Here is a 26942-nt window from a genome sequence, read left to right on the forward strand (position 1 = left end):
GGTGCGGGACCGGCTCCCGTTGGTGTGTCAGGCGGGGTTCTTGCCCTGTTCGGCCTGAACCCGTGCCTGGATCTCACGCTGGATGTCCGCGGAGCTCGACCCCTTCGCCGGCGCGGCGGCGGTCTTGCCGTCGGTCACCTGGGCGACGGAGTCACCCTTCATGGACGCGCGGATCTGCTCCAGCCGCGAGTGCCCCGCGAGCTGCGTCGTGGAGGCCTGGACCTCCATCATCCGGCCCTGGACGGAGTTCTGTGCGAGTTCGGCCGAGCCCAGCGCGGTGGTGTAGCGCTTCTCGATCTTGTCGCGAACGTCTTCCAGCGACGGGGTGTTGCCCGGCGCGGCCAGCTGGCTCATCTGGTTCAGCGAGGCGGAGACCTGCTCCTGCATCTTCGCCTGCTCCAGCTGCGAGAGCAGCTTGGTGCGCTCGGCCAGCTTCTGCTGCAGCATGGTCGCGTTGCGCTCGACGGCCTTCTTCGCCTGCTCCGCAGCCTGAAGCGACTGGTCGTGCAGGGTCTTGAGGTCTTCGATGCTCTGCTCGGCGGTGACGAGCTGCGCGGCGAAGCTCTCCGCCGCGTTCTCGAACTCGGTCGCCTTCTGCTCGTCGCCCTTGGCACGCGCCTCGTCGGCGAGCACCAGCGCCTGGCGGGTCGAAGCCTGCAGCTTCTCCACGTCGCCGAGCTGGCGGTTCAGCTTCATCTCCAGCTGACGCTGGTTACCGATCACCGAGGCGGCCTGCTGGGTCAGCGCCTGGTGGTTGCGCTGCGCCTCCTCGATGGCCTGCTGGATCTGTACCTTCGGGTCGGCGTGCTCGTCGATCTTCGACGAGAACGCCGCCATCATGTACTTCCAGAACTTCACGAACGGGTTGGCCATCTCCTCCGCCTGCCTTCTCGCATCCCACGGGCTGTTACCTCGAGGTGGGGCGTCCCCTCTGTGATGTTGCAACGTCCCGACCCCGGCGTTGAGTTCCATCGTGTCAGGTCGGCGTCCCGCGTTCCAGGCGACCCCGACGGAATTCAGGGATCCCCCTGACTGTGATGTCCACGACCTTTCGGCTCGGCCCTCCGTCAGCGGCGCAGCGCGGTCTCCTCGTCCATGCGTGACAGCTTCTCGGGATTGCGCACGGCGTAGAGCCCGGTGATGAGCCCGTCCTCCACCCGCAGCGCGACGACGGTGTCGACCTCGTCACCGAGCCGGAGGATCAGCGCGGGATACCCGTTGACCTGCGCCGTCCGCATCGTCGCCGCGTCGTCCCGCACCGGACGGCTCGCGGCCAGCAGCGGCGCGACCAGCGCGGCGCCGGTCACGGGCTCCAGCAGGGCCTGCGCCACTCCGCCGCCGTCGCCGAGGAAGACGACGTCCGGCGAGAGGACGTCCAGCAGTCCTTGCAGGTCACCGGTCCGGACCGCGCGGTGGAACGCGTCGAGCACGCCCTTGGTCTCGCCGGGCGACGCCGCACCACGGGGCCTCCGCGCGGCGACGTGCGCCCGCGCCCGGTGGGCGATCTGGTGGACCGCGGCCGGGGTCTTGCCGACGGCTTCGGCGATCTCGGCGTAGGGCACGTCGAACACCTCGCGCAGCACGAACACCGCGCGTTCGGTCGGGGTGAGGGTCTCGAGCACTAGCAGCATGGCCATCGAGACGCTGTCGGCCAGTTCCACGTCTTCGGCCACGTCGGGGCTGGTGAGCAGGGGCTCGGGCAGCCACGGACCGACGTAGGACTCCTTGCGCCTGCCGAGCGTGCGCAGCCTCCCGAGCGCCTGCCGGGTGGTGATGCGGACCAGGTACGCCCTCGGGTTCTCCACGGTGCCGAGATCGACGCCCGACCAGCGCAGCCACGTCTCCTGGAGGACGTCTTCGGCGTCGGCGGCGGAGCCGAGCATCTCGTAGGCGACGGTGAACAGCAGGTTCCGGTGGGCGACGAACGCCTCCGTGGCGGTGTCGGACATGGACGGCTCCTGTTCTCGGCGAAGGTGCCACCACCAGACGCCGCGTCCCCTCGATTTCTGACATGTCAGTGCCGTGACACACGTCACGCCCTGGTGCTGTCAGCGGCGCCGGGCCACCGGCATCTGGTGGTCGTCCGGTTCAGCAGACGACCACGAAAGAGGACGATCATGGATTCCCGTTTCGATCTGAACGCCAACGAGCTCGGCGCCAAGCTCGGCAAGCGCTTCGCCAATGTCAGCGTGGCCATCAAGGGCTCGACCCTGCCGAAGGTCACCCAGGAGCTGGTGTCGCTGCGGGCCAGCCAGCTCAACGGCTGCGGCTTCTGCGTCGACGCCCACGCCAAGGACCTGGCGGCCGCCGGCGAACCCGCGGTCCGCGTCAACCTGGTCGCCGCCTGGCGCGAATCCACGGTGTTCACCGAGGCCGAGCAGGCCGCGCTGGCGCTCGCGGAGGAAGGCACCCGCATCGCCGACGCGCACCAGGGCGTCTCCGACGAGACCTGGGCCCAGGTGCGCGAGCACTACGACGACGACCAGGTCGCCGCGCTGATCTACCTGGTCGCGATGATCAACGCCGCCAACCGGCTGCTCGTCGTCACCCACACCAAGGGCGGCTCCTACCAGCCGGGCACGTTCGACAACTGACGGAAGAGGCCCCAGGCGGACTGCCTGGGGCCTCTTGCCGTTCACAGCGTCGCTAGGCGGCGACCATCTTCGGTGCGGAGATCGTCGTCCGCAGCGCGGGGCTCATCCGCGGCGGCGGCGAGATCCGCAGGTCGGCCAGGTCGTTGCCGATCAGCTCGGACACCAGGCGGCCGCCTTCGAGCTCGCCCGCTTCGGCGCCTTCCCGCTCCGGAGCGCGCCGCTTGCCCGCTTCGACCTTCTCGTCCACCGGGGCGACCTCGACGTTGTCCATCGCCGAGACGTCCGCCGCGACCTTGTGCAGGAGTTCGCCCAGCGGAAGGTCCAGGGCCTCGCAAATGGACGCCAGCAGCTCGCTGGACGCCTCCTTCTGCCCGCGCTCGACCTCGGACAGGTAACCGAGGCTCACCCTGGCGGCGCGGGAGATGTCCCGCAGCGTTCGACGCTGGTTCGTGCGGGCGTGTCGGAGCCGGTCGCCGATCGCCTCGCGCAACAGCACGGTCATCACGCGCCTCCCTTCCAGGACTGACTACCCCCTACGTTACCCAGAGCGGTGCCCCGGGCGCAGGTGTTGACACGGCAATACGCCAAGGGCGAACGCGGCGATCATGCGAGATGTTCCCCCAGCAGGGCGAACGCGCCCGAGACCGACCCGGCCCTGACCGAAGCTCGATCACCGCTCAAGTCCAGTGTGCGAACGGTGAGCACCTCCGGGCCCGCGAGGCCGACGTGGACGGTGCCCGGCGCGACGCCGTCCTGCCCGTCCGGACCCGCGACGCCGGTCAGGCCGAGGCCCCAGGTGGCGCCGCATCGATCCCGCGCGCCGGCGGCCAATTGCGCCGCGACCTCGGGATGGACGGCGCCGTGCGCGGCGAGGAGGTCTTCGTCGACCCCGGCCAGCTTCGCCTTGAGGTCGGTGGCGTAGACCACCAGTCCACCCCGGACGACGGCACTCGAACCGGGAACCTCGGTCAGCGTCGCGCAGACGAGTCCGGCGGTCAGCGACTCGGCCGTCGCCACCGTCTCCCCCCGCTCGATCAGGTGAGTGATCAAGGTCTCAGGTTTCATGCGCCCGCGGCACGCCTTCCGGCCGCGCGCAGCCGGACCGCGCGCACGACGTAATCGAGCCCGGTCACGACGGTCAGCACGAGCGCGAGCCCCATCAGCACCCAGCGCACCGGCTCGGCGGCCTCGGGCAGGGGCAGCAGGTACGCCGTGATGGCCGCGATCTGGGCGAGCGTCTTGGCCTTGCCGCCCCGGCTGGCCGGGATGACGCCGTGCCGGATCACCCAGAACCGCAGCAGCGTCACGCCGATCTCGCGGACCGCGATGACGATGGTGACCCACCAGCCCAGTTCGCCGAGCACGCTCAGCCCGATCAGCGCGGCGCCGATCAGCGCCTTGTCCGCGATCGGATCGGCGATCTTGCCGAAGTCGGTGATCAGCCCGTACTTGCGCGCGACCCAGCCGTCGACCTGGTCGGTGAACGACGCGATCGCGAACAGCGCGGTGGCGATCGCGCGCCAGAAGGTGTCCGCCCCGTCGCCGGTGAACAGCGCCAGCACGAACAGCGGCACCAGCACCAGCCGCGACATCGTGAGCAGGTTCGCCAGGTTCAGCGTCGGGACCGGGGTGGCCTCGGGGACCCGGGCGTGCTCACCGCCCGTCCCCTCACCGGCCCCGGCGTCGCTCGGGGCGGCATTCACCGGTCGGCCTCGGGCGGCGCGGGCCGCACGATCAGGTCGACACCCTCGGAGTCGACGACCTCGCAGCGCACGAAGTCACCCACCGCCAGCGGGGGCAGGTCCTCGGTCTCGATCAGGACGCATTCGCCGTCGACCTCGGGGGCCTGGTGCGCGGCGCGGCCGATCGGGTCCTCGCCGTCCTCGGCCTGCTCGATCAGGACGTCGACGAAGTCGCCGATCCGGTCCTCGGCCCGCTGCGAGGTCAGCTCCTCGACCAGCGCGGATATCCGCGCGACCCGCTCGGCCACCACGGACTCGTCGAGTTTGCCGTCGAAGGTCTCGGCCTCGGTGCCGTCCTCGTCCGAGTACCCGAAGACGCCCACCGCGTCCAGCCGCGCGCCGGTCAGGAAGCGCTCCAGCTCGGCGAGGTCCTCCTCGGTCTCGCCGGGGAAGCCGACGATGACGTTGGTGCGGATGCCGGCGTTGGGCGAGTACTCCCGGATCTGGTCGCACAGCGCGAGGAAGGAGTCCGTGGAGCCGAAGCGGCGCATGCGGCGCAGCACGGTCTCGCTGGAGTGCTGGAAGGAGAGGTCGAAGTAGTCGGCGACGCCCGGCGTGGTCGCGATGGCCTTGACCAGGCCGGGACGGGTCTCGGCGGGCTGCAGGTACGAGACGCGGACGCGTTCGATCCCCGGCACCGCGGCCAGGCGCGGGACCAGCAGCTCCAGCGCGCGGGCGCCGTCACGGCCGAAGTCCTTGCCGTAGGAGGTGGAGTTCTCCGAGACGAGGAAGACCTCCTTGACGCCGTTCTCCGCGAGCCACATCGCCTCGGCGACGATCTCGTCCGGCTGCCGGGACACGAAGGACCCGCGGAACGACGGGATCGCGCAGAACGAGCAGCGGCGGTCGCAGCCGGAGGCGATCTTCAGCGCGGCCACCGGGGAGGTGTCGAGCCTGGTCCGCAGCACACGCGGGCCCCAGCCGTGCTGCGCGTGCCCCGGCACCTCGACCGACTCGGCGGCGGTCGGGCGCTGGACCGGGCTGATCGGCAGCAGCTTGCGGCGGTCGGACGGGGTGTGGGACTCGACCTTGCGGCCTGCCACGACGTCGTCGAGCCGCTCCGCGAGGTCGGCGTAGTGGTCGAAACCCAGGACCGCGTCGGCCTCGGGCAGGCTCTCGGCCAGCTCGTTGCCGTAGCGCTCGGCCATGCAGCCGACGGCGACGACCTTCTTGCCGGTGTCGGACGCCGCGAGCAGCGTGTCGACCGAGTCCTTCTTGGCGGACTCGACGAAGCCGCAGGTGTTGACCACCACGACGTCGGAGTCCTCGGGCTCGGCGGCGAGCTCCCAGCCGCCCGCCGCCAGCCGTCCGGCGAGTTCCTCGGAATCGACCTCGTTGCGGGCGCAACCGAGGGTCAACAAGGAAACGCGACGGGTGGCGACAGGATCAGTGGTGGGAGAAGGCACGTGCCTTAGGGTAGCTGGCCTGCCCACGGGGCCGGCGATCGCTCGCTCGGGCGAGCCCTCGGCCGGCCCGGGCGCCGGGGATGGCTTAATGGTGGACGTGCCCTCAGACCCTCTCCCGCGCCGCCGCCCCACCGTCCGCCGGGCGCGGATCGCGGACGTCCGCAAGATCAAGGCGCTGGTCGATTCCGACGCCGGGACGGTGCTGCTGGAGAAGGAACTCGTCACCCTCTACGAGAGCGTCCAGGAGTTCTGGGTCGTCGAAGACGGTGACGACGTGCTCGGCTGCGGCGCGCTGCACGTGCTGTGGGAGGACATCGCCGAGCTGCGCACCATCGCGGTCGACAAGGACTCCCGGGGACGCGGCATCGGGCACGCGCTGGTGGCGCAGCTGATCGATTTCGCCCGCGAGATCGGGCTGAAGCGGCTCTTCGTGCTGACCTTCGAGACCCACTTCTTCGCCGGGCACGGGTTCGTCGAGATCGACGGCACCCCGGTGACCCAGGAGGTCTACGAGGAGATGCGGCGCTCGGCCGACCCGGGTGTCGCGGAGTTCCTGGACCTGCCGTACGTGAAGCCGAACACCTTGGGCAACAGCCGGATGCTGCTGGAGCTCTAGCTGAAGGACGCTTTCAGCCGCGAGAGACGCGGCGAAGGGCGCTTTCACCACTCAGCCGTCCAGAGGGCCCCACGCTCCCCGTCCCCAATGCGACAGGGACAAGACCAGCGGACACCCACATCGAACCTGATGAAGGGCGCTTTCACCGCATGCACTCAGCGAAGGACGCTTTCAGCCCTCAGTTGCCCAGAGAGCCCCACGCCCAGTGTCCCCAATGTCGCATTGGAGACGCTGAGTGTCCCGAATGCGCCATTGGAGACACCAGACCAGCGGGTACCCAGATCGAAACCTCATGAAGAGGCGCTTTCAGCCCTTCTTGGCGTGGCGCGCGACTCGCACCCGGTTGCCGCACAGCGACGGCGTGCACCACACCCGCCTGCTGTTGGCCGCCACGAACAGCATCGAGCAGTCGTGCGCGCCGCATCGCCGCAGCTGTGCGGCACGCGGCCCGGAAACGAGATCGATCGCCGCGACCGCCACGGCGGCCAGCGCGATCTCGCCGCCGTCCTCGCCATGCCAGCACGTCTCCGCTCCGTCGGCGGTGAGCCGTGGGCTGGTCGGGACGGCCGCCGCGGCCGCGTTGACCCGCTCCACCGCCCACGCCTCGGGCTCCCTTGCGGCCACGGTCGCCTCCAGCAGTTCACGCACCGCTGAACGCAGGCGCCTCGTCTGCTCGACCGAAGGCGCCCGGGCGCCTTCTGGCAAATCTTGGGTCGCCCAGAACTTCGCGTGACCGCCGTCGAGCAGGTCGATCGGCGGTGAGACGGCCAGCATCACGGTGTCGGCGAGGTTCACCGCGAGATCGTCACCGGGAAGCGAGTCGAGATCGAGCATGCCGTGACACTATCAGGTACTAATGGTTCGAGACAGTTTTAACCATTAGGGAGTGTCCATGGCCGCCATCCGGCACCGTTCCGTCAAAGTCGGCGACGTCGAGGTCTTCTATCGCGAAGCAGGCGACCCCGAAGCACCCGTGCTGCTCCTGCTGCACGGCTTCCCGACGTCTTCACACCAGTTCGTGCGGCTGATGCGCCGTCTCGCCGGCCGGTGGCGGCTCATCGCACCGGACCTGCCCGGCTTCGGGCAGACCGTCACACCCGAGGGCTTCACGTTCACCTTCGACCGGCTCGCGGAGGTGGTCGGCGACTTCGTGGACGCGCTGGAGCTGCGCCGCTACGCGCTCTACGTCTTCGATTTCGGCGCCCCGACCGGCCTGCGGCTGGCCGTCTCGCGCCCGTCCCAGATCACGGCGCTGATCACGCAGAACGGCAACGCCTACGTCGAAGGGCTCGGCCCGGCGATGCCGGACTTCCCTTCCCTGACCGACGAAACCGAGGCGCGGCGCGGGTTCGAGGCGATCCTCGAACCGGAGCAGATCCGGTTCCAGTACAGCGGCGCCCGCGATCCGGAGACCGTCGACCCCGCGAACCACCTGCTGGACCAGTACTTCCTCGGCCTGCCCGGCCGGGCGGAGGCGATGCTGGACCTGTTCTGGGACTACCGGAACAACCCGCCCGCGTACCCGCGCTTCCAGGCCTGGCTGCGCGAAGCCCAGCCACCCGTACTCGCCGTGTGGGGGCGCAACGACCCGTTCTTCGTCCCTGCGGGCGCCGAAGCGTTCCGGAATGATGTTCCCTCGGCGGAGGTTCACCTCTTCGACACCGGGCATTTCGCACTGGAAGAGGACCTCGAACCGATCAGCGAACTGATCGACCGCTTCCTCGCGCAACATCTCTGAAAGGCGGCTCATGGACACCTCGGTCACCGACCACCTGCTCAGCACGACGCGCGCGGTGCGCCGCAAGCTCGACCTGGACCGGCCGGTGGAACCCGAGGTGATCGAAGAGTGCCTCCGGCTCGCGCTCCAGGCGCCCACGCCGGGCAACCAGCAGGCGTGGCGATGGCTCGTGGTGCGGGATCAGGGCGTGAAGGACCGGCTGTCGGAGCTGTTCCGGCGGGTCGGGAAGGCGTATCTGGAGACGAACGCGGCGGCGTTGGGCGAAGCGATCACCGAGCCTTCGGTGGCGCGGGCGTTCGCGTCGGGGCAGCACCTGATCGACGTGATCGACCGCGTGCCCGTGTTCGTCATCCCGTGCCTGACCGGCAGGCCCAGCGGTGACAACGCCGCCGACGCCGCGTTCTACGGCGGGATCTTCCCGGCGGTGTGGAACTTCCAGCTGGCGCTGCGGTCACGCGGCCTCGGCTCGACGCTCACGACGTACCACCTGACCCACGAGGCGGAGGCGGCCGAAATCCTCGGCATCCCCGCCGATGTCACGCAGGTCGGGCTGCTGCCGGTCGCCTACACGACGGTGCCGGATTTCAAACCTGCGGCGCGGGTGCCGGTGTCGGAAGTGGCGTACCTCGACGGCTGGGGCAACCCGCTCCAGTGAAGCAGTCCGTGCCGGAGCCTGCCCGAAGTACGTGAAGGACCCCATCCTGTACCTAGGCGCAAGGATGGGGACCTTCATGTACTCGGGGAGGCACGGACGCTAAGCCTTCGACACCCGCAGGGTGACCTGGTCGCCCCCCGAACTCACGGCGACCAGGTCCACCCGGCAGGCGGCGAACTCGACGGACTGCCTGCCCCCACGCCCGGTGGAGGCGAGGGCCGCCGTCGTCCGCTCGCCGCGTCCCGGTTCGGCCAGTGTCAGCTCGATCACGGCCTCCCCTTCCCAGACGCAGACCATTCCCTCGGCGCAGCGGGAATCGGACACCAGGCGAGCGAAACGGATGCTGACGTCCTTCGACGCGACCTCGGTCGTTTCACCGGCCTTGAGGTCGACGGTCTCCCCCAGCTCGACGGCCCCTTGAACAGGCCGCTGTACCGGCGCGGGCTGGGCCACCGGCGCCCGGCTCGCGGCGGGTTCTTCGCGCGCGGCGGAGCTGCCGGCTCCGCAGGCGAGGCCGACCAGGGCGCAGAAGACGACGAGCAGCTTCTTGAGGTCCACGTGCTCTGGACGTAGCGGAGGCTCCGGTCCGTTGCACCCGCGCTCCAAAAGCCTCGTGAGACCAGAGTTCTTGCCGGCCCGAAGTACATGAAGGCCCCCTTCCTTGCGTCTAGCGCACTGAAGGGGGCCTTCATGTACTTCGGGGAGGGGTGTGAAGGTCGAGTCTCCTCGGCTGAGCCGAGGGAAGGGGGCCTTCACGGACCCGGGCCTGAGGATCACCACAGGGGTTCGGTTCAGTCGTCCGAGACGTCGCCGCCGTTCGCGTCCCCGCCGCCGCGGATCATGAACAGCACCGACTCCAGTTCCTCCGGCTTGATCAGCACGTCCCGCGCCTTCGAGCCCTCCGAAGGCCCGACGACGCCACGGCTTTCCAGCAGGTCCATCAGGCGACCGGCCTTGGCGAAGCCGACCCGCAGCTTGCGCTGCAGCATGGACGTCGAGCCGAACTGCGAGGTGACGATCAGCTCGGCGGCCTGCAGCAGGACGTCGAGGTCGTCGCCGATGTCGGAGTCGATTTCCTTCTTCTCGCCGGCCTTCGCCGCGGTGACGCCGTCCTGGTAGTCCGGCTGCGCCTGCTCCTTGGCGAAGTTCACCACCGCGGAGATCTCTTCGTCGCCGACGAAGGCACCCTGGATCCGGACCGGTTTCCCGGCACCCATCGGCAGGTACAGCGCGTCACCCATACCGATGAGCTTCTCCGCGCCCGGCTGGTCGAGGATGACCCGCGAGTCGGTGAGCGAAGAGGTCGCGAACGCCAGCCGCGACGGCACGTTCGTCTTGATCAGGCCGGTCACGACGTCGACCGACGGGCGCTGGGTCGCCAGCACCAGGTGGATACCGGCGGCACGCGCCTTCTGGGTGATCCGGACGATCGCGTCCTCGACGTCGCGCGGGGCGGTCATCATCAGGTCGGCGAGCTCGTCGACGATCGCCATGATGTACGGGTACGGCTGGTAGACGCGCTCGCTACCGGGCGGCGCGGTGATCTCGCCGGAGCGCACCTTCTTGTTGTAGTCGTCGATGTGCCGGACCTTGTTGACCTGCATGTCCTGATAGCGCTGCTCCATCTCCTCCACCAGCCAGGCCAGCGCCGCGGCGGCCTTCTTCGGCTGGGTGATGATGGGCGTGATCAGGTGCGGGATGCCCTCGTACGGGGTCAGCTCGACCATCTTCGGGTCGATCAGGATCATCCGGCATTCGTCCGGCGTCGACCGCGCGAGCAGCGACACCAGCATCGAGTTCACGAAGCTCGACTTACCGGAACCGGTGGACCCCGCCACCAGCAGGTGCGGCATCTTCGTCAGGTTCGCGGTGACGAAATGGCCCTCGATGTCCTTGCCGAGCCCGATGACCATCGGGTGGTTGTCCTTGACCGTCGACGGCGCGCGCAGCACGTCGCCGAGGCGCACCATCTCGCGGTCGGAGTTCGGCACCTCGATACCGACCGCGGATTTGCCGGGGATCGGCGCCAGCAGCCGGACGTTGTCGGTCGCCACCGCGTAAGCGATGTTCTTGGTCAGCGCGGTGATCTTCTCGACCTTCACGCCGGGGCCGAGTTCGACCTCGTACCGGGTGACCGTCGGGCCCCGCGTGAAGCCGGTGACCTGCGCGTCGACGTTGAACTGCTCCAGCACGCCGGTGATCGCCTCGATCATGGCGTCGTTGGCCTTGCTGCGGGACTTCGGCGCGTCGCCGAGCTTCAGCAGGTCCGGCGGCGGGAGCTGGTAGTCGCCTTCGACGGTCCTGGTGACCGCCAGCGGTGCCTCGGCCTTCTTCGGCTTCTTCTCTTCGACAGGCTTGGGAGCCGGCTTCGGCGGGCGCAGCGGCGTCGGCGCTTCGGCCAGCGCGGCCTCGATGTCGAGTTGCTCGCCCTCGTGGTCGCCCGTGGCCTGACGACGTCGCGACGGTTTCCGCAGGCGGACCGACTTCGGGTCGGCTTCGGTGACGGCGTCGCGTTCGTCGTGGATGGCCTTGCGCTCGGCCTCGGCCTCTTCGATCTCTTCGGGGTCGAGACCCCAGTTCCGCAGGCGGTGCGGGATCTCTCGGACCGGCGTCCCGGTGAACACGAGCGTGCCGAACAGTAGCGCGAGCACCAGCAGCGGCACCGCGACCCAAGTGGTGACCCCCATGGTCAGCAGGCCGCCGGAGAACGCGCCGATCACCCCGCCGGCGTACATCCGGCCGTCGTTGGTCTCGGGCAGCGCGGTGAAGATGTGCAGCAGGCCCAGTACCGCCAGGACCACCAGCAGGGTGCCGATGACCATCCGCGGCCGGGCCTCCGGCATCGGTTCCGACCGCATCAGCGCGACGGCGACCACGGTCAGCACCAGCGGGAGCGTCACGGCCCCGGCGCCCAGCAGTGAGCGGGCACCGACCTCGACCCAGCCGCCGATCGGGCCAGCGGCCCGCCACCAGACACCGAAGGCGATCACCAGCGCCAGGGCGATGAGGCCCAGCGCGAGACCGTCACGACGGTGCTCGGGTTCGAGTTCGCGGCCGCGGCCGACCGTCCGCGCGAGGGTGCCGAGGCCCTTCGCGAGCAGGTTCCAGGTGCCGCGCACGCCCTTCGCGAACGTGCCGGACGACTTCTTCCGCGGCGCCGGACGCCGTGGAGCGGGCTTCCTCGCAGCCGTTGACCTGGGCTTCGCCGGGGTACGCGGCTTTCGCGCCGGCCCCTTGCTGCCGCCGCTTCGCGCCGTACTCCGTTTCCTGGTCGTCGACCCGCTAGCCATGTCTCCACGGTAACCGCCTCGACCCTCCAGCCCCGGCTGCCACTCGGAGCACATCCGGAACATTCGTCTCAGGTCACAGCTTGAGCGGCCATCCGGGTGAAAAGCGGGCCATGACATGCTCTGCCCCATGTTCGCGCTGCATCAGGATGAGAATTCGGCTCGCCGCGCCCCGGCAATCTGGCGCACGATGCTGAACATCGACCGGGGGCTGGTCAACTTCGTCGGCAAACTCACCGTGACCGGCGGTGTCCCGGCAGAACTGCGCCGCAAGCCCTTGCTCATGACGGCCAACCACATCGGCGTCTTCGACGCGTTCGTGCTGATGGCCGCCTGCAAGCGGATCGGCATCAATCCGCGGTTCATGCTGGCGGGCGGCATCCTGGACGCGCCGGTCATCGGCCCCGCGCTGCGGCTCAGCGGTCACCTGCGGGTCGACCGCAAACAGGCGTCGACGGCCATCGGCCAGTTCGCCGAAGCCACCGCAGCCCTGCGGACCACCCGCGACCCGCTGATCGTCTATCCCGAGGGCCGGATCAGCCACGACCCCGGTCTGTGGCCGGAACGCGGCAAGACCGGCGCGGCGCGGCTCGCGCTGGCCGCCGGGGTGCCGGTGATCCCGATCAGCCAGTGGGGCGCGCACGAAGCCGTGTACTGGGGCACGGAGACCGTCAACGGCCCCGCCGATCTGGTGCCGCTCGCGAAGTCCGGGCTGAGCGCGCCCATGCGGCGGCCGCGGTTCAAGGTGCACTTCGGCGATCCGGTGGATCTGTCGGAGGTCGAGCCGGAGCGGCCGGGCGCCGGAGTCCGCGCGCACGCCAAGATCATGCAGGCGATCACCGACGGTCTCGTCCCGCTGCGCCGCGACGAACTGGACAAGCCGCGTTTCCACGACCCGACGCGGCCGACGGACACCGTCAGCCCCTGGAAGAAGTACTGAGTCCGGATCCTGAGACGGGTGCTCACGCTCGCCTAAGGTCGGCGGACGTGAGCACCCGCATCCTCGTCGTCTACTACAGCGCGACCGGCAACACCGCGAAACTGGCGTCGGCGCTGGCCGACGGCGCCCGCGAGGCCGAGGCCGAAGTCCGCGTCCGCACGGTTCCCGAAACCGCCCCGCCCGGCGCGGTGGCGAGCAATCCGCGCTGGCAGGCGTGGGTGGACGCGGGGCCGCACCACGAGACGGCGACGCTGGAAGACCTGGAGTGGGCCGACGGGTTCGCGGCCGGGAGCCCGACCCGCTTCGGCGGGCCCGCCGCCCAGCTTAAGTCCTTTTTGGACAGTACCGGCGGCCTGTGGGCCAAGGGAAAGCTGGTGAACAAGGTCGCGACATCGTTCACCACCGCCTCCACCGCGCACGGCGGCCTCGAAGCAACCGTGCTGGCGACGAACAACATCTTCTACCACTGGGGCGCCATCGTCCTGCCGCTCGGCTACACCGATCCGCGGCTGCTCGAATCGGGCAATCCGTACGGCGGTTCGTTCGTCTCGCGCAAGTCCGCCGAACCGGACGATCTCGCCCTGGACGCCCTCCGTCTCCAGGGGCGGCGCCTCGCCACCGTTTCGGGTTACATCGCCGACGGTCTTTTCAAGGACGGGTGAAGGGAACCGCGCGTCCGGCTCCCGCGTCATAGTGTGGTCACACAGCGTCACGCTACGGGGAGGAAGCGGGATGACCGGCGGGTACGAGGTGGCCTTGGAGGCGATCGGCGCGGCGTCGAGCGCGGCGAAACGGGCGTCGGACGACGTCGGGAAGGTGAACCTGGCGGCCGCGCTTTCCGGCGTCGCGGCGGGTCTGCCGGGTGGCGTGTCCGGTGAAGCGGCCCGCTTGCTCGCGGACTCCTGGGGCCGCGCGGTGCCCGGCTGGGCCGAGAACACCGCGGACTACTCCGCACGGCTCGACGCGGCGGCCGCGCGTTACCGCTCGAACGAACTGGCGGCGTCGCGGGAACTTCCCGTCTGATGCTCACCTGGGGAGACGTGCGCCGGTGGGATCCGGCCGCGATCGGCCGCGTCGCCGACGCGCTCAACGACGGCTGCACCAAGATCATCGCCGCGAACGACGACGTCGAGGCCATGACCCGCTTCCCGGGCTGGACCGGCGACGCGGCCACCGCCGCGGCGACGCGGGGCGCGTCGCTGACCTCCACCTTGGAACGGCTCGTCGCCGAGGCTTCCGCGGTCCGGCGAGGCGCTCACGAAGTGCAGATCGCACTGGACCGGATCGTCGCGTTCGTACGGGAGACCGACGAACTGGCCCACCGGAACGGCCTGACCATCGGCGCCGGTGGCGACATTTCGGTCGGCGTTCCACAGCCGGACCAGGCACGCGTGCTGGTGGAACTGGCCGACAGGATCGAACAGGGCCTGCGCCGCGCGGCAGACGTCGACGCCGATTTCGCCGAGATCCTGCGGCGGGCCTTACGTGGCGAGATCACCGAAGAGGGTGGCGGCACGCTCGCCCAAGCGGCCGAAGCCGGAGCCGCGCAGAGCGGGCTGTCGATCATCGGCCCACCGGAGAACGGCACCCCCGGCGACAACAAGGCTTGGTGGGCGAGCCTGTCGGACACGGCGAAAGTCGCGCTGCTGCAAGGAAATCCGGGGCTCGTCGGCAATCTCGACGGGATCCCGGCGGCCGACCGCGACGCCGCCAACCGCGCCGTCCTCGCGCGCGAGATCGCGCGGCTCCAAGGCGATCCCAAACTCAGGGGACTCGAAGCCATCCAACAGCGGCTGGACCGGTCGGACCCCCAGGCGTTCCTGCTGGGACTGGACACCAGCGGCGACGGGAAGGCGATCGTGTCCGCGGGGAATCCCGACACCGCCGCGAACGTGGCGACGTACGTGCCGGGGACCGGTTCGGAGTTGTCGAAAATCGGCGGCGATCTCAACCGGTCGGACAAGATGTGGGCCGCGGCGACCACGTCGGGCTCGCCCTCGACGGCCGTGATCACCTGGCTCGGCTACGACGCGCCGAACGAGCTCACCGACGCCGCGAGCGACAAGTACGCCGAGGGTGGCAAGGCGGCCCTCGACCAGTTCCAAGACGGGCTGCGGGAAACGCACCAAGGACCGCCGTCGCACAACACGGTGCTGGGGCACAGCTACGGCACCACCGTCGTCGGGCACGCGGCCGGTGACGGCGGCCTCGCCGCGGACGAACTCGTCTTCGTGGCGAGCCCCGGTGTCGGCGCGCACGACGTGAGCGAGCTGCACCTCGACGGGGTGAATCAGGACGAGATCGGCAAGCACGTGCACGCGACGGTCGCCGAACACGACATGATCAACCTGGCCAACGTCGAGATCGCGGGGTACGACCCGATCCTCGGCCAGGACCCGACCGACGCGGACTTCGGCGGGCAGGTGTTCACCTCGGCGCCGGGGACGGACGGGTGGGGCGGGTACAGCACGGAGGCGCACAGCGAATACTGGGAGGACAACAACCCGTCGCTGAACAATCTCGGCCAGATCATCGCCGGGAAACCGACGACGTGAACCGGGCACGAACATTCATCCTCGCCTCGCTGATGTTCTCGGCGGCCTGTTCCCCTGGAGGTGGGGACGACATGGAATCGACGATCACCGAACAGCAGGCTCGCGACAAGGTCGAGCAGTACATCCAAGGCGCGTTGTCGGCGTTGCCCGCCGACGCCGAATTGAAGCCGTTCACGCGGAACCGTTCGGAATGCACCGATCCGACCGACAAGGGCCCGCTGGGCCGCTTCGAGATCTCAGCGACCTACGAGATCGTCGGCCTGGACTCCGCGCGGTTCGCCGAGCACTTCACCGCGATCACTCGGTGGTGGGAAGCGAACGCCTTCAAGATCCTGACCGACGCCCGGCCGACGGATCAGTATGTCTTCGCACGCAACACCGGCGATGCCTTCGACATGTCGATCAAGGCGAACGACCTCGGCAAGTTCTACGTCGGCGCGACCTCCCCCTGCGTCTGGCCGAACGGCACGCCCGAACCCCAGGCCCTCGAAGCCGGCGAACCCGAGCAGCCGGTCGCCGCTCCCCCGCCACCAGAACCGGTCCGCAAACCGCGTCGAGCCCCCGTCGACGACGAGGACTTCGCCCAGACCGACTGGACCGACGGCGGCACCTCCTTCTGACCGGCTCGCGGCCTTCCCTTACTCGCGGTTTCCGGTGAACGCGCCCGCGGGCCGGTCGTGAGTGGCGATTAGGGTTAGAACACGAATCGCCACTCACGACCACCCGGGCCGAAGACCAGCAGCTGGGAAAACGGGTCGACCCGCCGCCACCCGGCCTCTACCCTCCGGCCGTGACCGCCGAACTCGCCGCCGCCCCCAGCCAGCACGTCGCGCATCGCGGCCGGGGCATCACACTGATCCTGCTCGCCGCGCTCTTCTTCGGGACCTCGGGTGTGCTGGGCAAACCGGCGATGCAGGCCGGGTTGTCCCCGGAGCAGGTCGCGGCGATCCGCATCGGGCTCTCGGCGATCGTCCTGCTCGCGCTGGTCGCCGTCTTCCGGCCGAAGCTCCTCAAAGTCACGAAGAACGAGTGGCCGCTGCTGCTCGCGTACGGCTCCCTCGGTGTCGCGGGCGTCCAGCTCATGTACTTCCTGGCGGCGGGCCGGATCCCGGTCGGGATCGCGATCCTGCTCGAGTTCACCTCTCCCGTGCTGATCGCGCTGTGGGTGCGGTTCGTGCGCCGCGTGCGGTTGCCGAGGGTGATGTGGGCGGGCATCGCGTTGGCGATGATCGGGCTGATGCTGGTCGCGCAGGTCTGGGAGGGGCTCAGCCTGGACGTCCTCGGGTTGCTCGCCGGGCTGGGCGCGGCCGTCTGCTCGGCGGGCTACTTCCTCCTGGGCGAGCGAGGCGTCGCGGACCGCGACCCGCTCGGCATGGTCACCTGGGGCATGACGATCGGCGCGGTCCTGGTGTGCGCGGTCGCTCCGCCGTGGACGATCCCGTGGGGCGTCCTCGACACCCCGGCGACGTTCGGGCCGTGGGAGCCGCCGGTGTGGTCGTTGCTGATCGCGCTGGTGCTGATCGCGACCGTCCTCGCCTACGCGACGGGGATGGCGGCGCTGCGCCATCTTCCGGCGCCGGTGGCGAGCGTCGTCGGGCTGGTGGAGCCGTTGATCGCGGCCACCGCGGCCTGGCTGCTGCTGGGCGAGGCCCTCAGCTGGATCCAAGCCGCCGGCGCGGTGGTGCTGCTGACCGGCGCGTACATCGTCCAGCTGAATTCGAACGTGGTCCAGACGGACTCAACCCTGCTGGAAGCCCCGTAGGTCGCTGATCTCCTGCTGCTGCGAACGCGAGGTCGTCGCGGCGAGATCGCGGGCGTCGGGGTTGCGGCCGTGCTGGGTTTCGGCGTCGGCGATGCGGACACCCGCTTCGCGCTGGCGCAGCAGCCGCGCGGCGAACTGCCGGTCGAAGTCCTTTCCGGACAGTCCGGCCAGTGCCGCCATGTCACCCGGGCTGATGTACCCGTCGCGCTGGATGTGCTCGAGGTTCGGGTCGTCCGGCGCGGGCTGACCCCACGCCTCGATGAGCCCGGACAGCCGCGCGATCTCCGGTTCGTGCGTGTCGATGACCCGCTTCGCGAGCGCCTTCAGCTGCTCGTTCGCCGCGCGGGTTTCCGCCAGGGAAGCCAGATCCACGCCCTGCTGGTGGTGCGCGAGGGCTTGCCGCGCGAACGCGACATCAGCGTCGTTGAACGGAACGGCGGCCTGCTGCGCCACCGGTGATGACGCCGGAGGCGCCGTCTGCGACTGGGGTGCCTCGTCCGAGCAGCCCGCGAGCGCGGCGGCCAGGGCGACGGCGGGCAGGAACCGGAGGACGGCGTGCGGCATCGAAGAGCTCCTCGGAACGCGCGGTGGAGGTGCCTAGGTTGGCAGAGTCCACATCGGCCTGTTCACCTGGGGTTGCGCAAACACTTTTCCTCCCGGCCTCGCGGTGCGACAATCCCGCGATCCGCCGTCACTCCGACAGGAGGTAACCGCGACATGGGTGCAGAAGCCGGTTCCGAACGGGCGGGTCTGCGCCCGGACCTGCGGCAACGCCACGTCCGGATGATCGCCCTCGGCGGCATCATCGGCGCGAGCCTGTTCATCGGCAGCGGCGCGGTCATCCACACCGTCGGCCCGGCGGCCGTCCTCTCCTACGCCATCGGCGGCCTGATCGTCGTGCTGGTGATGCGGATGCTCGGCGAGATGGCGACGGCCGCGCCGTCGCAGGGTTCCTTCATGGAATACGCGCGGACCTCGCTCGGCGGCTGGGCGGGCTTCACGGTCGGCTGGCTGTACTGGTACTTCTGGGTCGGCGTGGTCGCGTTCGAGGCCGTCGCCGGGGCGAAGATCCTGCAGACGTGGATTCCCGTTGTGCCGCAATGGATCTTCTCGCTCGTGCTGATGCTGCTGCTGACCGCGACCAACCTCGCTTCGGCCCGTTCCTTCGGGGAGACGGAGTTCTGGCTAGCGTCGGTCAAGATCGCCACGATCGTGGTGTTCCTCGTGGTGGGCGTCCTGTTCGTGCTCGGGGCCTGGCCCGGCGGATCGTTCTCGGTCGGCAACATCGCGCAGGACGGTTTCCTGGCCCACGGCCCGTTCTCGGTGGTGCACGGCGTGGTGATCGTGATCTTCTCCTACTTCGGCGCGGAGATCGTCACCATCGCCGCCGCCGAATCGCGCGAGCCCGAAACGGCCGTGCGCAAGGCGACCTCGTCGATCGTCTGGCGGGTCATCGTCTTCTACGTCGGCTCCGTGACGCTGCTGGTGATGATCACCGGCTGGCGCGACATCCCGACCACGACGAGCCCGTTCGCCGCCGCGTTCGGGCGGTTCGGCATCCCCGCCGCCGAGACGGTGGTCAGCGCGGTGGTGCTGACGGCCGTGCTGTCGGTGCTGAATTCGGGCCTGTACACCGCTTCCCGCATGCTGTTCGCGTTGCGCGGCAACGGCTGGGCGCCGAAATGGGTCGCGGACACGAACCGGCGCGGCGTGCCGTGGAAGGCGATCCTGGTGTCCACGTCGGTCGGCTACGTGGCCGTGGTGATGAACTTCGTGTCCCCGGACAAGATCTTCTACTTCATCATCAACTCCGCCGGGGCGGTCGCATTGTTCGTCTACGCGATCATCGCCGGCTCACAGCTCCGGATGCGGCGCCGTCTGGAGGCCGAGGCACCGGAGCGGCTGAAACTGCGCATGTGGGGCTACCCGTGGCTGAGCTGGCTCACCCTCGCCGGGACGCTGGCCGTGGTCGCGTCGATGCTGTTCGTGGACGCGGACACGCGGGCCCAGCTGTACCTGAGCCTGATCAGCCTGGCGGTGATCCTCGGCGTCTACTTCATCCAGCGCCGGCGATCCGGCCCAGAGCACCGTAGAACACCTCTCCGATCTTCGCGGGATCACGGCTGAGGAAGGCCTGGCCGCCGGCGGGCGCGACGAGCTGACGGAGTTCGGTCTCGTCGGCCTCCGGCCCGATCCCGATGGCGATCAACGGCACCGGGCGGTCCCGGTCGCTCAGCTTTCCCAGTTCCGCCACCAGGTTCTCGCGGCTGATGCCACCGGGATCGGTGTCGCGGCCGTCGGTCATCACGATGACGAGGTTCAGCTTCCCCCGCTCCCATTCCTCGTGCGCCAGCCGGTAGATGTCGAGGACACTGTCGTACAGCCCGGTCTGCCCGTCCGGCACGGCGCGGACCGCGCGCAGCCGGTCGACGGCGGCCAGCTGCTGACGGATCGGCGCCATCGGCAGGATCTCCCGGTAGTCGCGGTCACCGTCCACTTTGGTCGCGAAGGCCAGAAAACGGACCTGTGACGTGGATCTGAACAGGTGCAGGGCGTTCTCCGCCGCCTCAAGCGTGATCCGCAGCCGGGACTTGCCCGTTCCCGGGACCGGCGCGCTCATCGAACCGGACACGTCGATCAGCACCTGGACCCGGGCGCTCGCGTTCACCGCGGCCCACTGGCTGAGCGCCTTGGCGACCTCCGCGGCGTCCGGGATTTCGGCGCTGCGCTGTCCTTGGGCCTCGACGCGTTGATCGGTTTCGGTGAGCCGCAACGCCTGCCCGCCGGCGGCGCGCAGCTCCGACCTCGGGCCGGTCGCGGCACCGCGGAGCAGCGCGCGTTTCAGTTCCGCGACGGCCTTGCCCTGCTGCGCGGTCGCCCCCTCGACCTCGACGAACGGGTAGTCGAGCGCGGGAGCGGCGGACGAGTACACCGCCACCGACGCGGTCTCGCCTTCGAGAAGCCCGGAATTGTGCCGCAGCACCGCGTTCTCGGCCGCGGGGAACACCGTCGCGCCGGATGTGGTGGGCGAGAAATGCCGGAGCGAAGCCACGTACGCGGCGGCCGGATCCGAGGCGTCCTTGGTGAGCTCGCGCAGTGCCACCAGCGCTGAAACCCCGGCGGGATCGTGTCCCGGATCCGGCATCCCGGCGACGATTCCGGTGTGAGCGAGGACTTCCGGCCAAGTCAGCGGCTTACGGGGCCAGCCGAGTTCCCGCGCGACCGGCTCCGCGACCGCGAGCACCACCGGCGAACTGGCGATCGACGGCCCGGAAAGGGGAACGCCGCCGGCCTTTCTCAGGAACAACGTCGAGGACGGGATCCAGGCCTGCGGCCGGGACGCCGTCCCGGACAGCTCGGCCGCGACCTGGTGGGATTCCCTGGGCTGGACGTCGAAGGCGACGCAGGCGAGATCGAGAGCGCGGGCGGCTTCGGTGACCGCGGGGGCGATGTCGGGCGACGCCGCGACGACCACCCGCACGGGCTCGCAGCCGGGATCGGACCTCGCCATCGCCACGACGGCCCAGGTGGCCGCGCCGAGCACGGCCGCCAGCGCGATCGCCAGCAGGGGGAGCAGTATCCGTCTTCGGGTCCGGGCGGTGGCGTGGCGTCCCATGAACTCTCCCGGTCTCCCGGCATGGGGATCGAGGAGCGTCCGAGGGTACGCCGACCGCAACCCTAGGGGAAGGCCGCGACTTTCGGCGGAGAAAGACCCCACCGAGGCGGGAGGTGCCCCGACGCGGGGCGCGGAACACTTGCCCGGTAAGGAAAGCACTCGAAACCGGGGGAATTCGTGATGAACCGGCCCACTCGTGCGGAACAGCGCAAAGCCCGCAACGCCCTCTTCGGCCAGGCGCTCACGGTCGCCTTCGCCCTGCTGCTGGCGGCCGCCACTCGCGCGTGAAGGCCCCCTTCCCTCGGCTGAGCCGAGGGAAGGGGGCCTTCACGCGCGTTCGGGACTAGACCGGGATGACCGTCGGCACGATCATCGGGCGGCGCCGGTAGGTGTCGGCGACCCAGCGGCCGACGACGCGGCGCACGGCCTGCGCGATGCGGTGCGTGTCGGTGATGCCCTCGGCCTCGGTCCTGGCGAGTTCCATCTCCACCATCGGGAGCACGGCGTCGAGCGCCTTCGGGTCGTCGGAGAACCCGCGCCCGGACACCGTCGGGCGGGTCACCGCGCGGCCGGTGCTGGTGTCGACGGCGACCGTGATGGCGATGAAACCGCCTTCGCCGAGCACGAGCCTGTCCGACAACGTCGACTCGCCGACGTCGCCGACCGAGAGGCCGTCGACGTACACGTGCCCGACCTCGACCCGGCCGGTCCGCGTGGCCTTGCCGTCGACGAGGTCGACCACGACGCCGTCCTCGGCGATGACCACGTTCTCCGGCGCGACACCGGTGCGCACGGCCAGCTCGCCGTTGGCGCGCAGGTGCTTCCACTCGCCGTGCACCGGCATGACGTTGCTGGGGCGCACCGCGTTGTACAGGTACAGCAGCTCGCCCGCCGACGCGTGCCCGGACACGTGCACCTTGGCGTTGCCCTGGTGCACGACGTTCGCGCCGAGCCTGGTGAGGCCGTTGACGACGCCGAAGACCGCGGTCTCGTTGCCCGGGATCATCGAGCTGGCCAGTACGACGGTGTCGCCGGCGCGGATCGAGATCTGCCGGTGCTCGCCGCGCGCCATCCGCGACAGCGCCGACAGCGGCTCGCCCTGCGAACCGGTCGACACGAACAGCACCTTGCTCTCGGGCAGGTCACCCGCCTGGTCGAGGTTGACCAGCAGGCCGTCGGGCACGTTCAGCAGCCCGAGGTCGGCGGCGATCCCCATGTTCCGGACCATCGAGCGGCCGACGAAGGCGACCCGGCGGCCGTGGCGGACGGCGGCGTCGAGCACCTGCTGGACGCGGTGCACGTGGCTCGCGAAGCAGGCGACGATGACGCGCTGGCCGACCTTGCGGACGACGTCGTCGAGCACCGGGCCGATGTCGCGTTCCGGCATGACGAACCCGGGCACCTCGGCGTTGGTCGAGTCGACGCAGAACAGGTCCACGCCCTCGTCGCCGAGCCGGGAGAACCCGGCGAGGTCGGTCAGCCTGCCGTCGAGCGGGAGCTGGTCGAGCTTGATGTCGCCGGTGTGCAGCACGACACCCGCGGGTGTGCGGATGGCCACCGCGAGCGCGTCCGGGATCGAGTGGTTGACCGCGAAGAACTCCAGGTCGAACTCGCCGACCTTGCGTCGCTCGCCCTCGCGGACCTCGATCAGGTTCGGCCGCTGGCGGTGCTCCTTGGCCTTGGCCGCGAGCAGCGCGTTCGTGAACCGGGAGCCGTAGATCTTCAGGTCCGGGACCAGCCGCAGCAGGAACGGGACGGCGCCGATGTGGTCCTCGTGCCCGTGGGTGAGGACGAGGCCGTCGATGTCCTCGAGGCGGTCTTCGATCGCGCGGAAGTCGGGCAGGATCAGGTCGACGCCGGGCTGGTCGTCTTCGGGGAAGAGCACCCCGCAGTCGACGATCAGCAGGCGGCCGCCGAACTCGAAGACGGTCATGTTGCGGCCGACTTCGCCGATCCCGCCGAGCGCGACCACGCGCAAGGCGCCTTCGGGCAGCGCGGGCGGTGGGGTGGTCGGTCCGGGTCCGGTTGGCAATGAACTCACCGAGGCATGGTCCCTACGCTGGTATGTGAGGTCGGCGCCGTGTAGGCCGCCGCTGAATCTGCTTGTGCCACTCGTGCACCATGCCAGTCACTGGCGGCGCTTTCCCCGAGCGGCACGCCCCCCTGGGCGAGATCCGCGGAAATCGCCTGGAGCTGCTCGTCGCTCGCGGCCACGATGGGCAGCCGCGGGTCACCGATGTCGAATCCGCGCAGCCGCAGGGCCGCCTTCGAGAAGGCGACGCCGCCGACCCGGGACATCGCCCGCAGGACCGGCAGCATGCCGCGGTGGTTGGTGCGCGCGGTGGAGGTGTCGCCGGACTCGTAGGCGTCCATCATGCCGCGGATGCGGCCCGCCACGACGTGCCCGATCACGCTGACCACGCCGGTGCCGCCGACCGAGACCCACGGGAGGTTGAGGCCGTCGTCACCGGAGTAGTAGGCGAGCTGGGTGTTCGCGATGACCTCGGAGCCGGCGATCAGGTCGCCCTTGGCGTCCTTGACCGCGAGGATGCGCGGGTGCTCGGCCAGCCGCAGCAGCGTGTCGACCTCGATGGGGACGATCGAGCGCGGCGGGATGTCGTAGAGCATCACCGGCAGCTCGGTGGCATCGGCGACCGTGGTGAAGTGCGCGTAGAGCCCGGCCTGGCTGGGCCGCGAGTAGTACGGGGTGACGACGAGGATGCCGTGGGCGCCGGCCGCTTCGGCCTGCTTCGCCTGCTCGATGCTGTGCGCGGTGTTGTTCGTGCCGGCCCCGGCGACGATCGTCGCGCGGTCACCGACGGCCTCGACGACGGCCCGGACCAGTTCGCTCTTCTCGGCGTCGGTCGTGGTGGGGCTCTCCCCGGTCGTGCCGTTCACGACGAGACCGTCGTTGCCCAGTTCCACGAGATGTTCGGCCAGCTCCTGCGCCCGCTTCAGGTCCAGCGCGCCGTCGGCGTCGAAGGGGGTGGCCATCGCGGTGAGCACGCGCCCGAACGGTCTTCCCGGCGCTGCGGTGGGTGGAGTGGACATGCTGTGAAGGTACCTCCTGCCAGCGCCGAACCCCTTGCCGACGTGGTCGCTCCCGCCGAATGCGGGAGATTTTCCGCGACGAAGGCGAACTCGGCGCAAACTCTCTGTGAGCTATTTGACCTTGGTCGTGATCTGCGCGGGGATCTGGCTGCCGTCGGTCTTGGCGAGCAGGCAGTAGTAGCCGCGCGAATAGCTCCGGTCGTCCTCGTTGGGCGGCCGGTTCCATTCGGCTTCGGTCGGCACGACGGCCCGCCAGGTCAGCGAGGCCCGCTGCGCCCCGGGCACGACGTTCGAATTGAAGGTCGCCGAACACAGCGACTCGGCGATCCGGTTGACCGCGTCCGCGCCGGGATACACCGCGACCTGGGCTTCGTCGTCCGAATAGGACTGGACTTCGAGCAGGCTGCCCTTGGCGAAGACCTCCAGCAGATGGTCCTTGCCGCAGCTGATGCCGTCGTTCAGGTTGACGCCCTCTTTGAGCGGCACGTTGTAGCAGTCACCGGAGGAACCGAGCTTGATCTGCCCGTTGATGCCGTAGGTCAGGGTGGGCTGGGCCTGGTTGCTCCCCTCCGGCGCGGCCATCCAGCGGCCGAGGAAGATGCCGCCGACCAGTGCGCCGATCACGGCGACCGCGGCCAGGCTCAGCCACAGCGGGCGCAGGTTGCGCTTCGCCGGAACCGGGGCCGGGGCGAGCCGGGTCATCGGCTGTCCGTGCTGCGGCATCATCGCCGTGCCGCCCGAAGGCGGCGTCGGCTGGGCCTGCACGCCCTGCGCGGCCGCGAGCAGGCTGCGCACCTGGTCGTACGACATCCGCGCCTCGGGTTTGGTGACCAGCAGGCCGAGGATCGCGGCGGCCAGCGGGCCCTGGACCCTGGTCAGGTACGGGGCCTCGGTCATGATCGCGTGCAGTGTCGCGGCGGTGGTCGACCGTTCGAACGCGACGATGCCCTCCGCGGCGAAGAACAGCGTCGTGCCCAGTGACCAGAGATCGGATTCGGGCATCGCGTCGCGGCCCTCGACCCGTTCCGGCGCCATGAACGCGGGCGAGCCGACGATCATGCCGCTGGTGGTCAGGCGCGGGTCGTCGGCGGCGTGCGCGATACCGAAGTCGGTGAGCTTCACCCGGCCGTCCGGCGCGACCATGATGTTCGCGGGTTTGACGTCGCGGTGCACGATCCCGGCGGCGTGCGCGGCGCGCAGCGCGGACAGCACCCGCTCTCCCACCAGCGCGACCTGCTGGGCGGGCAAGGGGCCGTGGTCGCGCACCAGGTCGGCCAGGGTCGGCGCCTCGACCAGCTCCATCACGATGTAGGTCGCGCCGTTCTCGGTGACGACGTCGTACACCGTCACGACGGCCGGGTCGTTGAGGCGCCCACCCGAGCGGACCTCGCGCAGCATCCGCTCCGACAGCACCGAGGCGTCCTCGGGCGCGTTCGGGAACTTGAGCTCCTTGATCGCGACCTGACGGCCGATCACCTGGTCCTGCGCGCGCCAGACGATGCCCATCCCGCCGCGGCCGAGCTCGCCCAGCAGGGCGTATCGGCCGGCGACGATCCGCGCGCCGGAGGCCTGCTGCGTCTGCTGGGGCGGCCCGTACGGACGGGTCTGTTCGTCGGTCAAGGTTCGGTGCTCCTTCGGTTCGCGCAGGATGCTAACTCGGACCCGTTCGCGCGCCGAAAGGTTCCTTCGCCTGGCTCGTGAATCAGACCGTGACCTCGTGCCCGGCTTCCCGGAGCGCCTTCACCGCACGCTCCAGCTCCGGGGCACGGACCAGGACGTGGTCGGTGTCGAAAGTGGACATCGAGAACAGCGCCACCCCGGCGGCGGCCAGCTCGCTGGACAGCGCCGCGATGATGCCGGTCAGCGTGAAGGCCAGCGGCCCGCGCACCGACAGCAGCCGCCAGCCGTCCTCGACGGTGGCCCCGGCCGGCGTGAGACCGGCCGGGCAGATCACCGACAACTCTTCCGGGGTGCGCGTGATCGAGATCAGCACGGGCTCGCCGGGGTCGAGCAGGTTCGCCGGAACCGGCGCGTCCGGGGCGAGGCGGGCGACCGTGTACTCGCCGGGCCGGACGTCGATCGCGAGGCGTCGCATCAGCCCTCGAGGACCTTCGGGCTGGACGCGACCTCGGTGCCGTCGGGCAGCGCGGAGATGGTGAAGTCCGCGAACACGTTGCTCGAAGCCTTCTGCAGCTCGCGCAGGCACTCGATGGCCAGGGCGCGGATCTCGACGTCGGCGTGCTCGGTGGCGCGCATCGCGATGAAGTGCCGCCAGGCGCGGTAATTGCCGGTGACCACGATGCGGGTCTCGGTCGCGTTCGGCAGCACGGCGCGGGCGGCCTGGCGGGCCTGCTTGCGGCGCAGGGTCGCGCTCGGCACGTCGGCGAACTTCTCCTCCAGCCCGGCGAGCAGCTCGGTGTAGGCGTCGACGGCGGCCTGCGAGGCGGCGAGGAACTTCGCGTGCAGCTCCGGGTCCTGCGCGATGACGTCGGGCTCGACGAACGCGGCGTCGCGCTCCGGCACGTAGCGCTGCGAAAGCTGCGAGTAGGAGAAGTGACGGTGACGGATCAGCTCGTGCGTCAGCGACCGGGAGATCCCGGTGATGTAGAAGCTGACGGAGCCGTGCTCCAGCACCGAAAGGTGGCCGACGTCGATGATGTGCTCGAGGTAGCCGGCGTTGGTGGCCGTCTTCGGGTTCGGCTTCTTCCAGGACTGGTAGCAGGCCCGGCCCGCGAATTCGGCCAGCGCCTCACCACCGTCGGCATCGGTCGACCACGGTACGTCCGACGGCGGGAAGAACTCCGTCTTCGCGATCAGTTGAACCTTGGGTGACACGGTCTCGGCCACGTTCGCACTCCTTTTCGACCCCTGCTCCACGACTCCGGGCAGCGTAACCGCAAGCGTCTTCGACGCCGGGGAGACATCACGGTGACGTCAGCTCTCCTTGACGTGACATCACAAGTGACACCATAGTGGCGTC

Annotated in this window: 27 protein-coding genes; 11 read left to right on the top strand and 16 right to left on the bottom strand. The window is 69.8% G+C overall.

What is annotated here, in order from left to right; genetic code table 11:
* Positions 1 to 27: 27 nt before the first annotated feature.
* Positions 28 to 873: a PspA/IM30 family protein gene (locus tag NQK81_RS11015; RefSeq protein ID WP_126737591.1), complete on the bottom strand. Its 846-nt coding sequence runs from the start codon at positions 871 to 873 to the stop codon at positions 28 to 30.
* 194 nt (positions 874 to 1067) lie between these two features.
* Complete coding sequence (locus tag NQK81_RS11020; RefSeq protein ID WP_257488092.1) at positions 1068 to 1949, bottom strand: RNA polymerase sigma-70 factor; 882 nt, start codon at positions 1947 to 1949, stop codon at positions 1068 to 1070.
* 168 nt (positions 1950 to 2117) lie between these two features.
* Here NQK81_RS11020 and NQK81_RS11025 point away from each other — a divergent pair, with 168 nt between their 5' ends.
* Positions 2118 to 2594: a carboxymuconolactone decarboxylase family protein gene (locus tag NQK81_RS11025; protein WP_257488093.1), complete on the top strand. Its 477-nt coding sequence runs from the start codon at positions 2118 to 2120 to the stop codon at positions 2592 to 2594.
* A 52-nt stretch (positions 2595 to 2646) separates the two neighbouring features.
* Here the strand turns inward: NQK81_RS11025 and NQK81_RS11030 are convergent, their stop codons facing one another.
* From NQK81_RS11030 to rimO, 4 genes are all read right to left on the bottom strand, one after another.
* Positions 2647 to 3096, bottom strand: coding sequence for a helix-turn-helix domain-containing protein (locus NQK81_RS11030; protein WP_185927427.1), 450 nt, complete (start codon positions 3094 to 3096; stop codon positions 2647 to 2649).
* A 101-nt stretch (positions 3097 to 3197) separates the two neighbouring features.
* Complete coding sequence (locus NQK81_RS11035; protein WP_257488094.1) at positions 3198 to 3659, bottom strand: CinA family protein; 462 nt, start codon at positions 3657 to 3659, stop codon at positions 3198 to 3200.
* Positions 3656 to 4297 carry a CDP-diacylglycerol--glycerol-3-phosphate 3-phosphatidyltransferase gene (gene pgsA, locus NQK81_RS11040; RefSeq protein ID WP_126737586.1) on the bottom strand — a complete coding sequence of 214 codons (642 nt, stop codon included), beginning with the start codon at positions 4295 to 4297 and terminating at the stop codon, positions 3656 to 3658. Before pgsA ends, NQK81_RS11035 begins: the two co-directional genes overlap by 4 nt.
* Positions 4294 to 5742, bottom strand: coding sequence for a 30S ribosomal protein S12 methylthiotransferase RimO (rimO, locus tag NQK81_RS11045; RefSeq protein WP_126737585.1), 1449 nt, complete (start codon positions 5740 to 5742; stop codon positions 4294 to 4296). Before rimO ends, pgsA begins: the two co-directional genes overlap by 4 nt.
* A gap of 88 nt (positions 5743 to 5830) precedes the next feature.
* Between rimO and NQK81_RS11050 the strand changes: the two genes are divergently transcribed.
* A complete protein-coding gene (locus NQK81_RS11050) occupies positions 5831 to 6358 on the top strand; it encodes an amino-acid N-acetyltransferase (protein ID WP_257488095.1) in 528 nt (175 codons plus the stop codon).
* A gap of 306 nt (positions 6359 to 6664) precedes the next feature.
* On the opposite strand, the gene NQK81_RS11055 is transcribed toward NQK81_RS11050, so the two are convergent.
* Positions 6665 to 7192: a CGNR zinc finger domain-containing protein gene (locus NQK81_RS11055; RefSeq protein ID WP_257488096.1), complete on the bottom strand. Its 528-nt coding sequence runs from the start codon at positions 7190 to 7192 to the stop codon at positions 6665 to 6667.
* 58 nt (positions 7193 to 7250) lie between these two features.
* Between NQK81_RS11055 and NQK81_RS11060 the strand changes: the two genes are divergently transcribed.
* Positions 7251 to 8096: an alpha/beta fold hydrolase gene (locus tag NQK81_RS11060; RefSeq protein WP_257488097.1), complete on the top strand. Its 846-nt coding sequence runs from the start codon at positions 7251 to 7253 to the stop codon at positions 8094 to 8096.
* A gap of 10 nt (positions 8097 to 8106) precedes the next feature.
* Positions 8107 to 8751 carry a nitroreductase family protein gene (locus tag NQK81_RS11065; protein WP_126737581.1) on the top strand — a complete coding sequence of 215 codons (645 nt, stop codon included), beginning with the start codon at positions 8107 to 8109 and terminating at the stop codon, positions 8749 to 8751.
* Between the two features lie 99 nt (positions 8752 to 8850).
* Here NQK81_RS11065 and NQK81_RS11070 read toward each other — a convergent pair whose 3' ends face one another.
* Positions 8851 to 9309 carry a hypothetical protein gene (locus tag NQK81_RS11070; RefSeq protein WP_257488098.1) on the bottom strand — a complete coding sequence of 153 codons (459 nt, stop codon included), beginning with the start codon at positions 9307 to 9309 and terminating at the stop codon, positions 8851 to 8853.
* A gap of 233 nt (positions 9310 to 9542) precedes the next feature.
* On the bottom strand, positions 9543 to 11870 hold the full coding sequence (locus tag NQK81_RS11075) for a DNA translocase FtsK (RefSeq protein ID WP_371878863.1): 2328 nt from the start codon (positions 11868 to 11870) through the stop codon (positions 9543 to 9545).
* A 298-nt stretch (positions 11871 to 12168) separates the two neighbouring features.
* Here NQK81_RS11075 and NQK81_RS11080 point away from each other — a divergent pair, with 298 nt between their 5' ends.
* The 6 genes from NQK81_RS11080 to NQK81_RS11105 all read left to right on the top strand — a co-directional run bounded on the left by NQK81_RS11080 (position 12169) and on the right by NQK81_RS11105 (position 17295).
* Positions 12169 to 12978 carry a lysophospholipid acyltransferase family protein gene (locus NQK81_RS11080; protein WP_257488100.1) on the top strand — a complete coding sequence of 270 codons (810 nt, stop codon included), beginning with the start codon at positions 12169 to 12171 and terminating at the stop codon, positions 12976 to 12978.
* Positions 12979 to 13025: 47 nt separating this feature from the next.
* On the top strand, positions 13026 to 13640 hold the full coding sequence (wrbA, locus tag NQK81_RS11085; protein ID WP_257488101.1) for an NAD(P)H:quinone oxidoreductase: 615 nt from the start codon (positions 13026 to 13028) through the stop codon (positions 13638 to 13640).
* A 70-nt stretch (positions 13641 to 13710) separates the two neighbouring features.
* Positions 13711 to 14001 carry a hypothetical protein gene (locus NQK81_RS11090; protein ID WP_126737576.1) on the top strand — a complete coding sequence of 97 codons (291 nt, stop codon included), beginning with the start codon at positions 13711 to 13713 and terminating at the stop codon, positions 13999 to 14001.
* Positions 14001 to 15533 (top strand): alpha/beta hydrolase, encoded by a 1533-nt coding sequence (locus tag NQK81_RS11095; protein WP_257488102.1) that lies wholly within the window; start codon positions 14001 to 14003, stop codon positions 15531 to 15533. Before NQK81_RS11090 ends, NQK81_RS11095 begins: the two co-directional genes overlap by 1 nt.
* A 71-nt stretch (positions 15534 to 15604) precedes the next feature.
* The gene (locus NQK81_RS11100) at positions 15605 to 16153 is read left to right on the top strand and encodes a hypothetical protein (RefSeq protein WP_257488103.1); all 549 of its coding nucleotides are present in this window, start codon (positions 15605 to 15607) and stop codon (positions 16151 to 16153) included.
* A gap of 170 nt (positions 16154 to 16323) precedes the next feature.
* Positions 16324 to 17295: an EamA family transporter gene (locus tag NQK81_RS11105; RefSeq protein WP_257488104.1), complete on the top strand. Its 972-nt coding sequence runs from the start codon at positions 16324 to 16326 to the stop codon at positions 17293 to 17295.
* Here NQK81_RS11105 and NQK81_RS11110 read toward each other — a convergent pair.
* Positions 17272 to 17859 (bottom strand): DUF305 domain-containing protein, encoded by a 588-nt coding sequence (locus tag NQK81_RS11110; protein WP_126737572.1) that lies wholly within the window; start codon positions 17857 to 17859, stop codon positions 17272 to 17274. The genes NQK81_RS11105 and NQK81_RS11110 overlap by 24 nt on opposite strands.
* Positions 17860 to 18012: 153 nt before the next feature.
* On the opposite strand from NQK81_RS11110, the gene NQK81_RS11115 reads away from it, so the two are divergent.
* Positions 18013 to 19422 carry an amino acid permease gene (locus NQK81_RS11115; protein ID WP_257488105.1) on the top strand — a complete coding sequence of 470 codons (1410 nt, stop codon included), beginning with the start codon at positions 18013 to 18015 and terminating at the stop codon, positions 19420 to 19422.
* On the opposite strand, the gene NQK81_RS11120 is transcribed toward NQK81_RS11115, so the two are convergent.
* The 6 genes from NQK81_RS11120 to thyX all read right to left on the bottom strand — a co-directional run bounded on the left by NQK81_RS11120 (position 19352) and on the right by thyX (position 26809).
* A complete protein-coding gene (locus NQK81_RS11120) occupies positions 19352 to 20911 on the bottom strand; it encodes a VWA domain-containing protein (RefSeq protein WP_257488106.1) in 1560 nt (519 codons plus the stop codon). The two genes, NQK81_RS11115 and NQK81_RS11120, sit on opposite strands and share 71 nt — an antisense overlap.
* Positions 20912 to 21254: 343 nt before the next feature.
* Complete coding sequence (locus NQK81_RS11125) at positions 21255 to 22952, bottom strand: ribonuclease J (protein WP_185927423.1); 1698 nt, start codon at positions 22950 to 22952, stop codon at positions 21255 to 21257.
* Positions 22949 to 23962, bottom strand: a complete 1014-nt coding sequence (gene dapA / locus NQK81_RS11130) for a 4-hydroxy-tetrahydrodipicolinate synthase (protein ID WP_257488107.1) — start codon at positions 23960 to 23962, stop codon at positions 22949 to 22951. The genes NQK81_RS11125 and dapA overlap by 4 nt, the downstream gene beginning before the upstream one ends.
* 111 nt (positions 23963 to 24073) lie before the next feature.
* The gene (locus tag NQK81_RS11135; protein ID WP_257488108.1) at positions 24074 to 25582 is read right to left on the bottom strand and encodes a serine/threonine-protein kinase; all 1509 of its coding nucleotides are present in this window, start codon (positions 25580 to 25582) and stop codon (positions 24074 to 24076) included.
* 82 nt (positions 25583 to 25664) lie between these two features.
* Positions 25665 to 26057, bottom strand: coding sequence for an ACT domain-containing protein (locus tag NQK81_RS11140; protein WP_257488109.1), 393 nt, complete (start codon positions 26055 to 26057; stop codon positions 25665 to 25667).
* Positions 26057 to 26809, bottom strand: a complete 753-nt coding sequence (gene thyX, locus NQK81_RS11145) for an FAD-dependent thymidylate synthase (RefSeq protein WP_007029376.1) — start codon at positions 26807 to 26809, stop codon at positions 26057 to 26059. The genes NQK81_RS11140 and thyX overlap by 1 nt, the downstream gene beginning before the upstream one ends.
* Positions 26810 to 26942: the final 133 nt, after the last annotated feature.

It is taken from the genome of Amycolatopsis roodepoortensis, from assembly GCF_024628825.1.
Classification (GTDB): Bacteria; Actinomycetota; Actinomycetes; order Mycobacteriales; family Pseudonocardiaceae; genus Amycolatopsis; species Amycolatopsis roodepoortensis.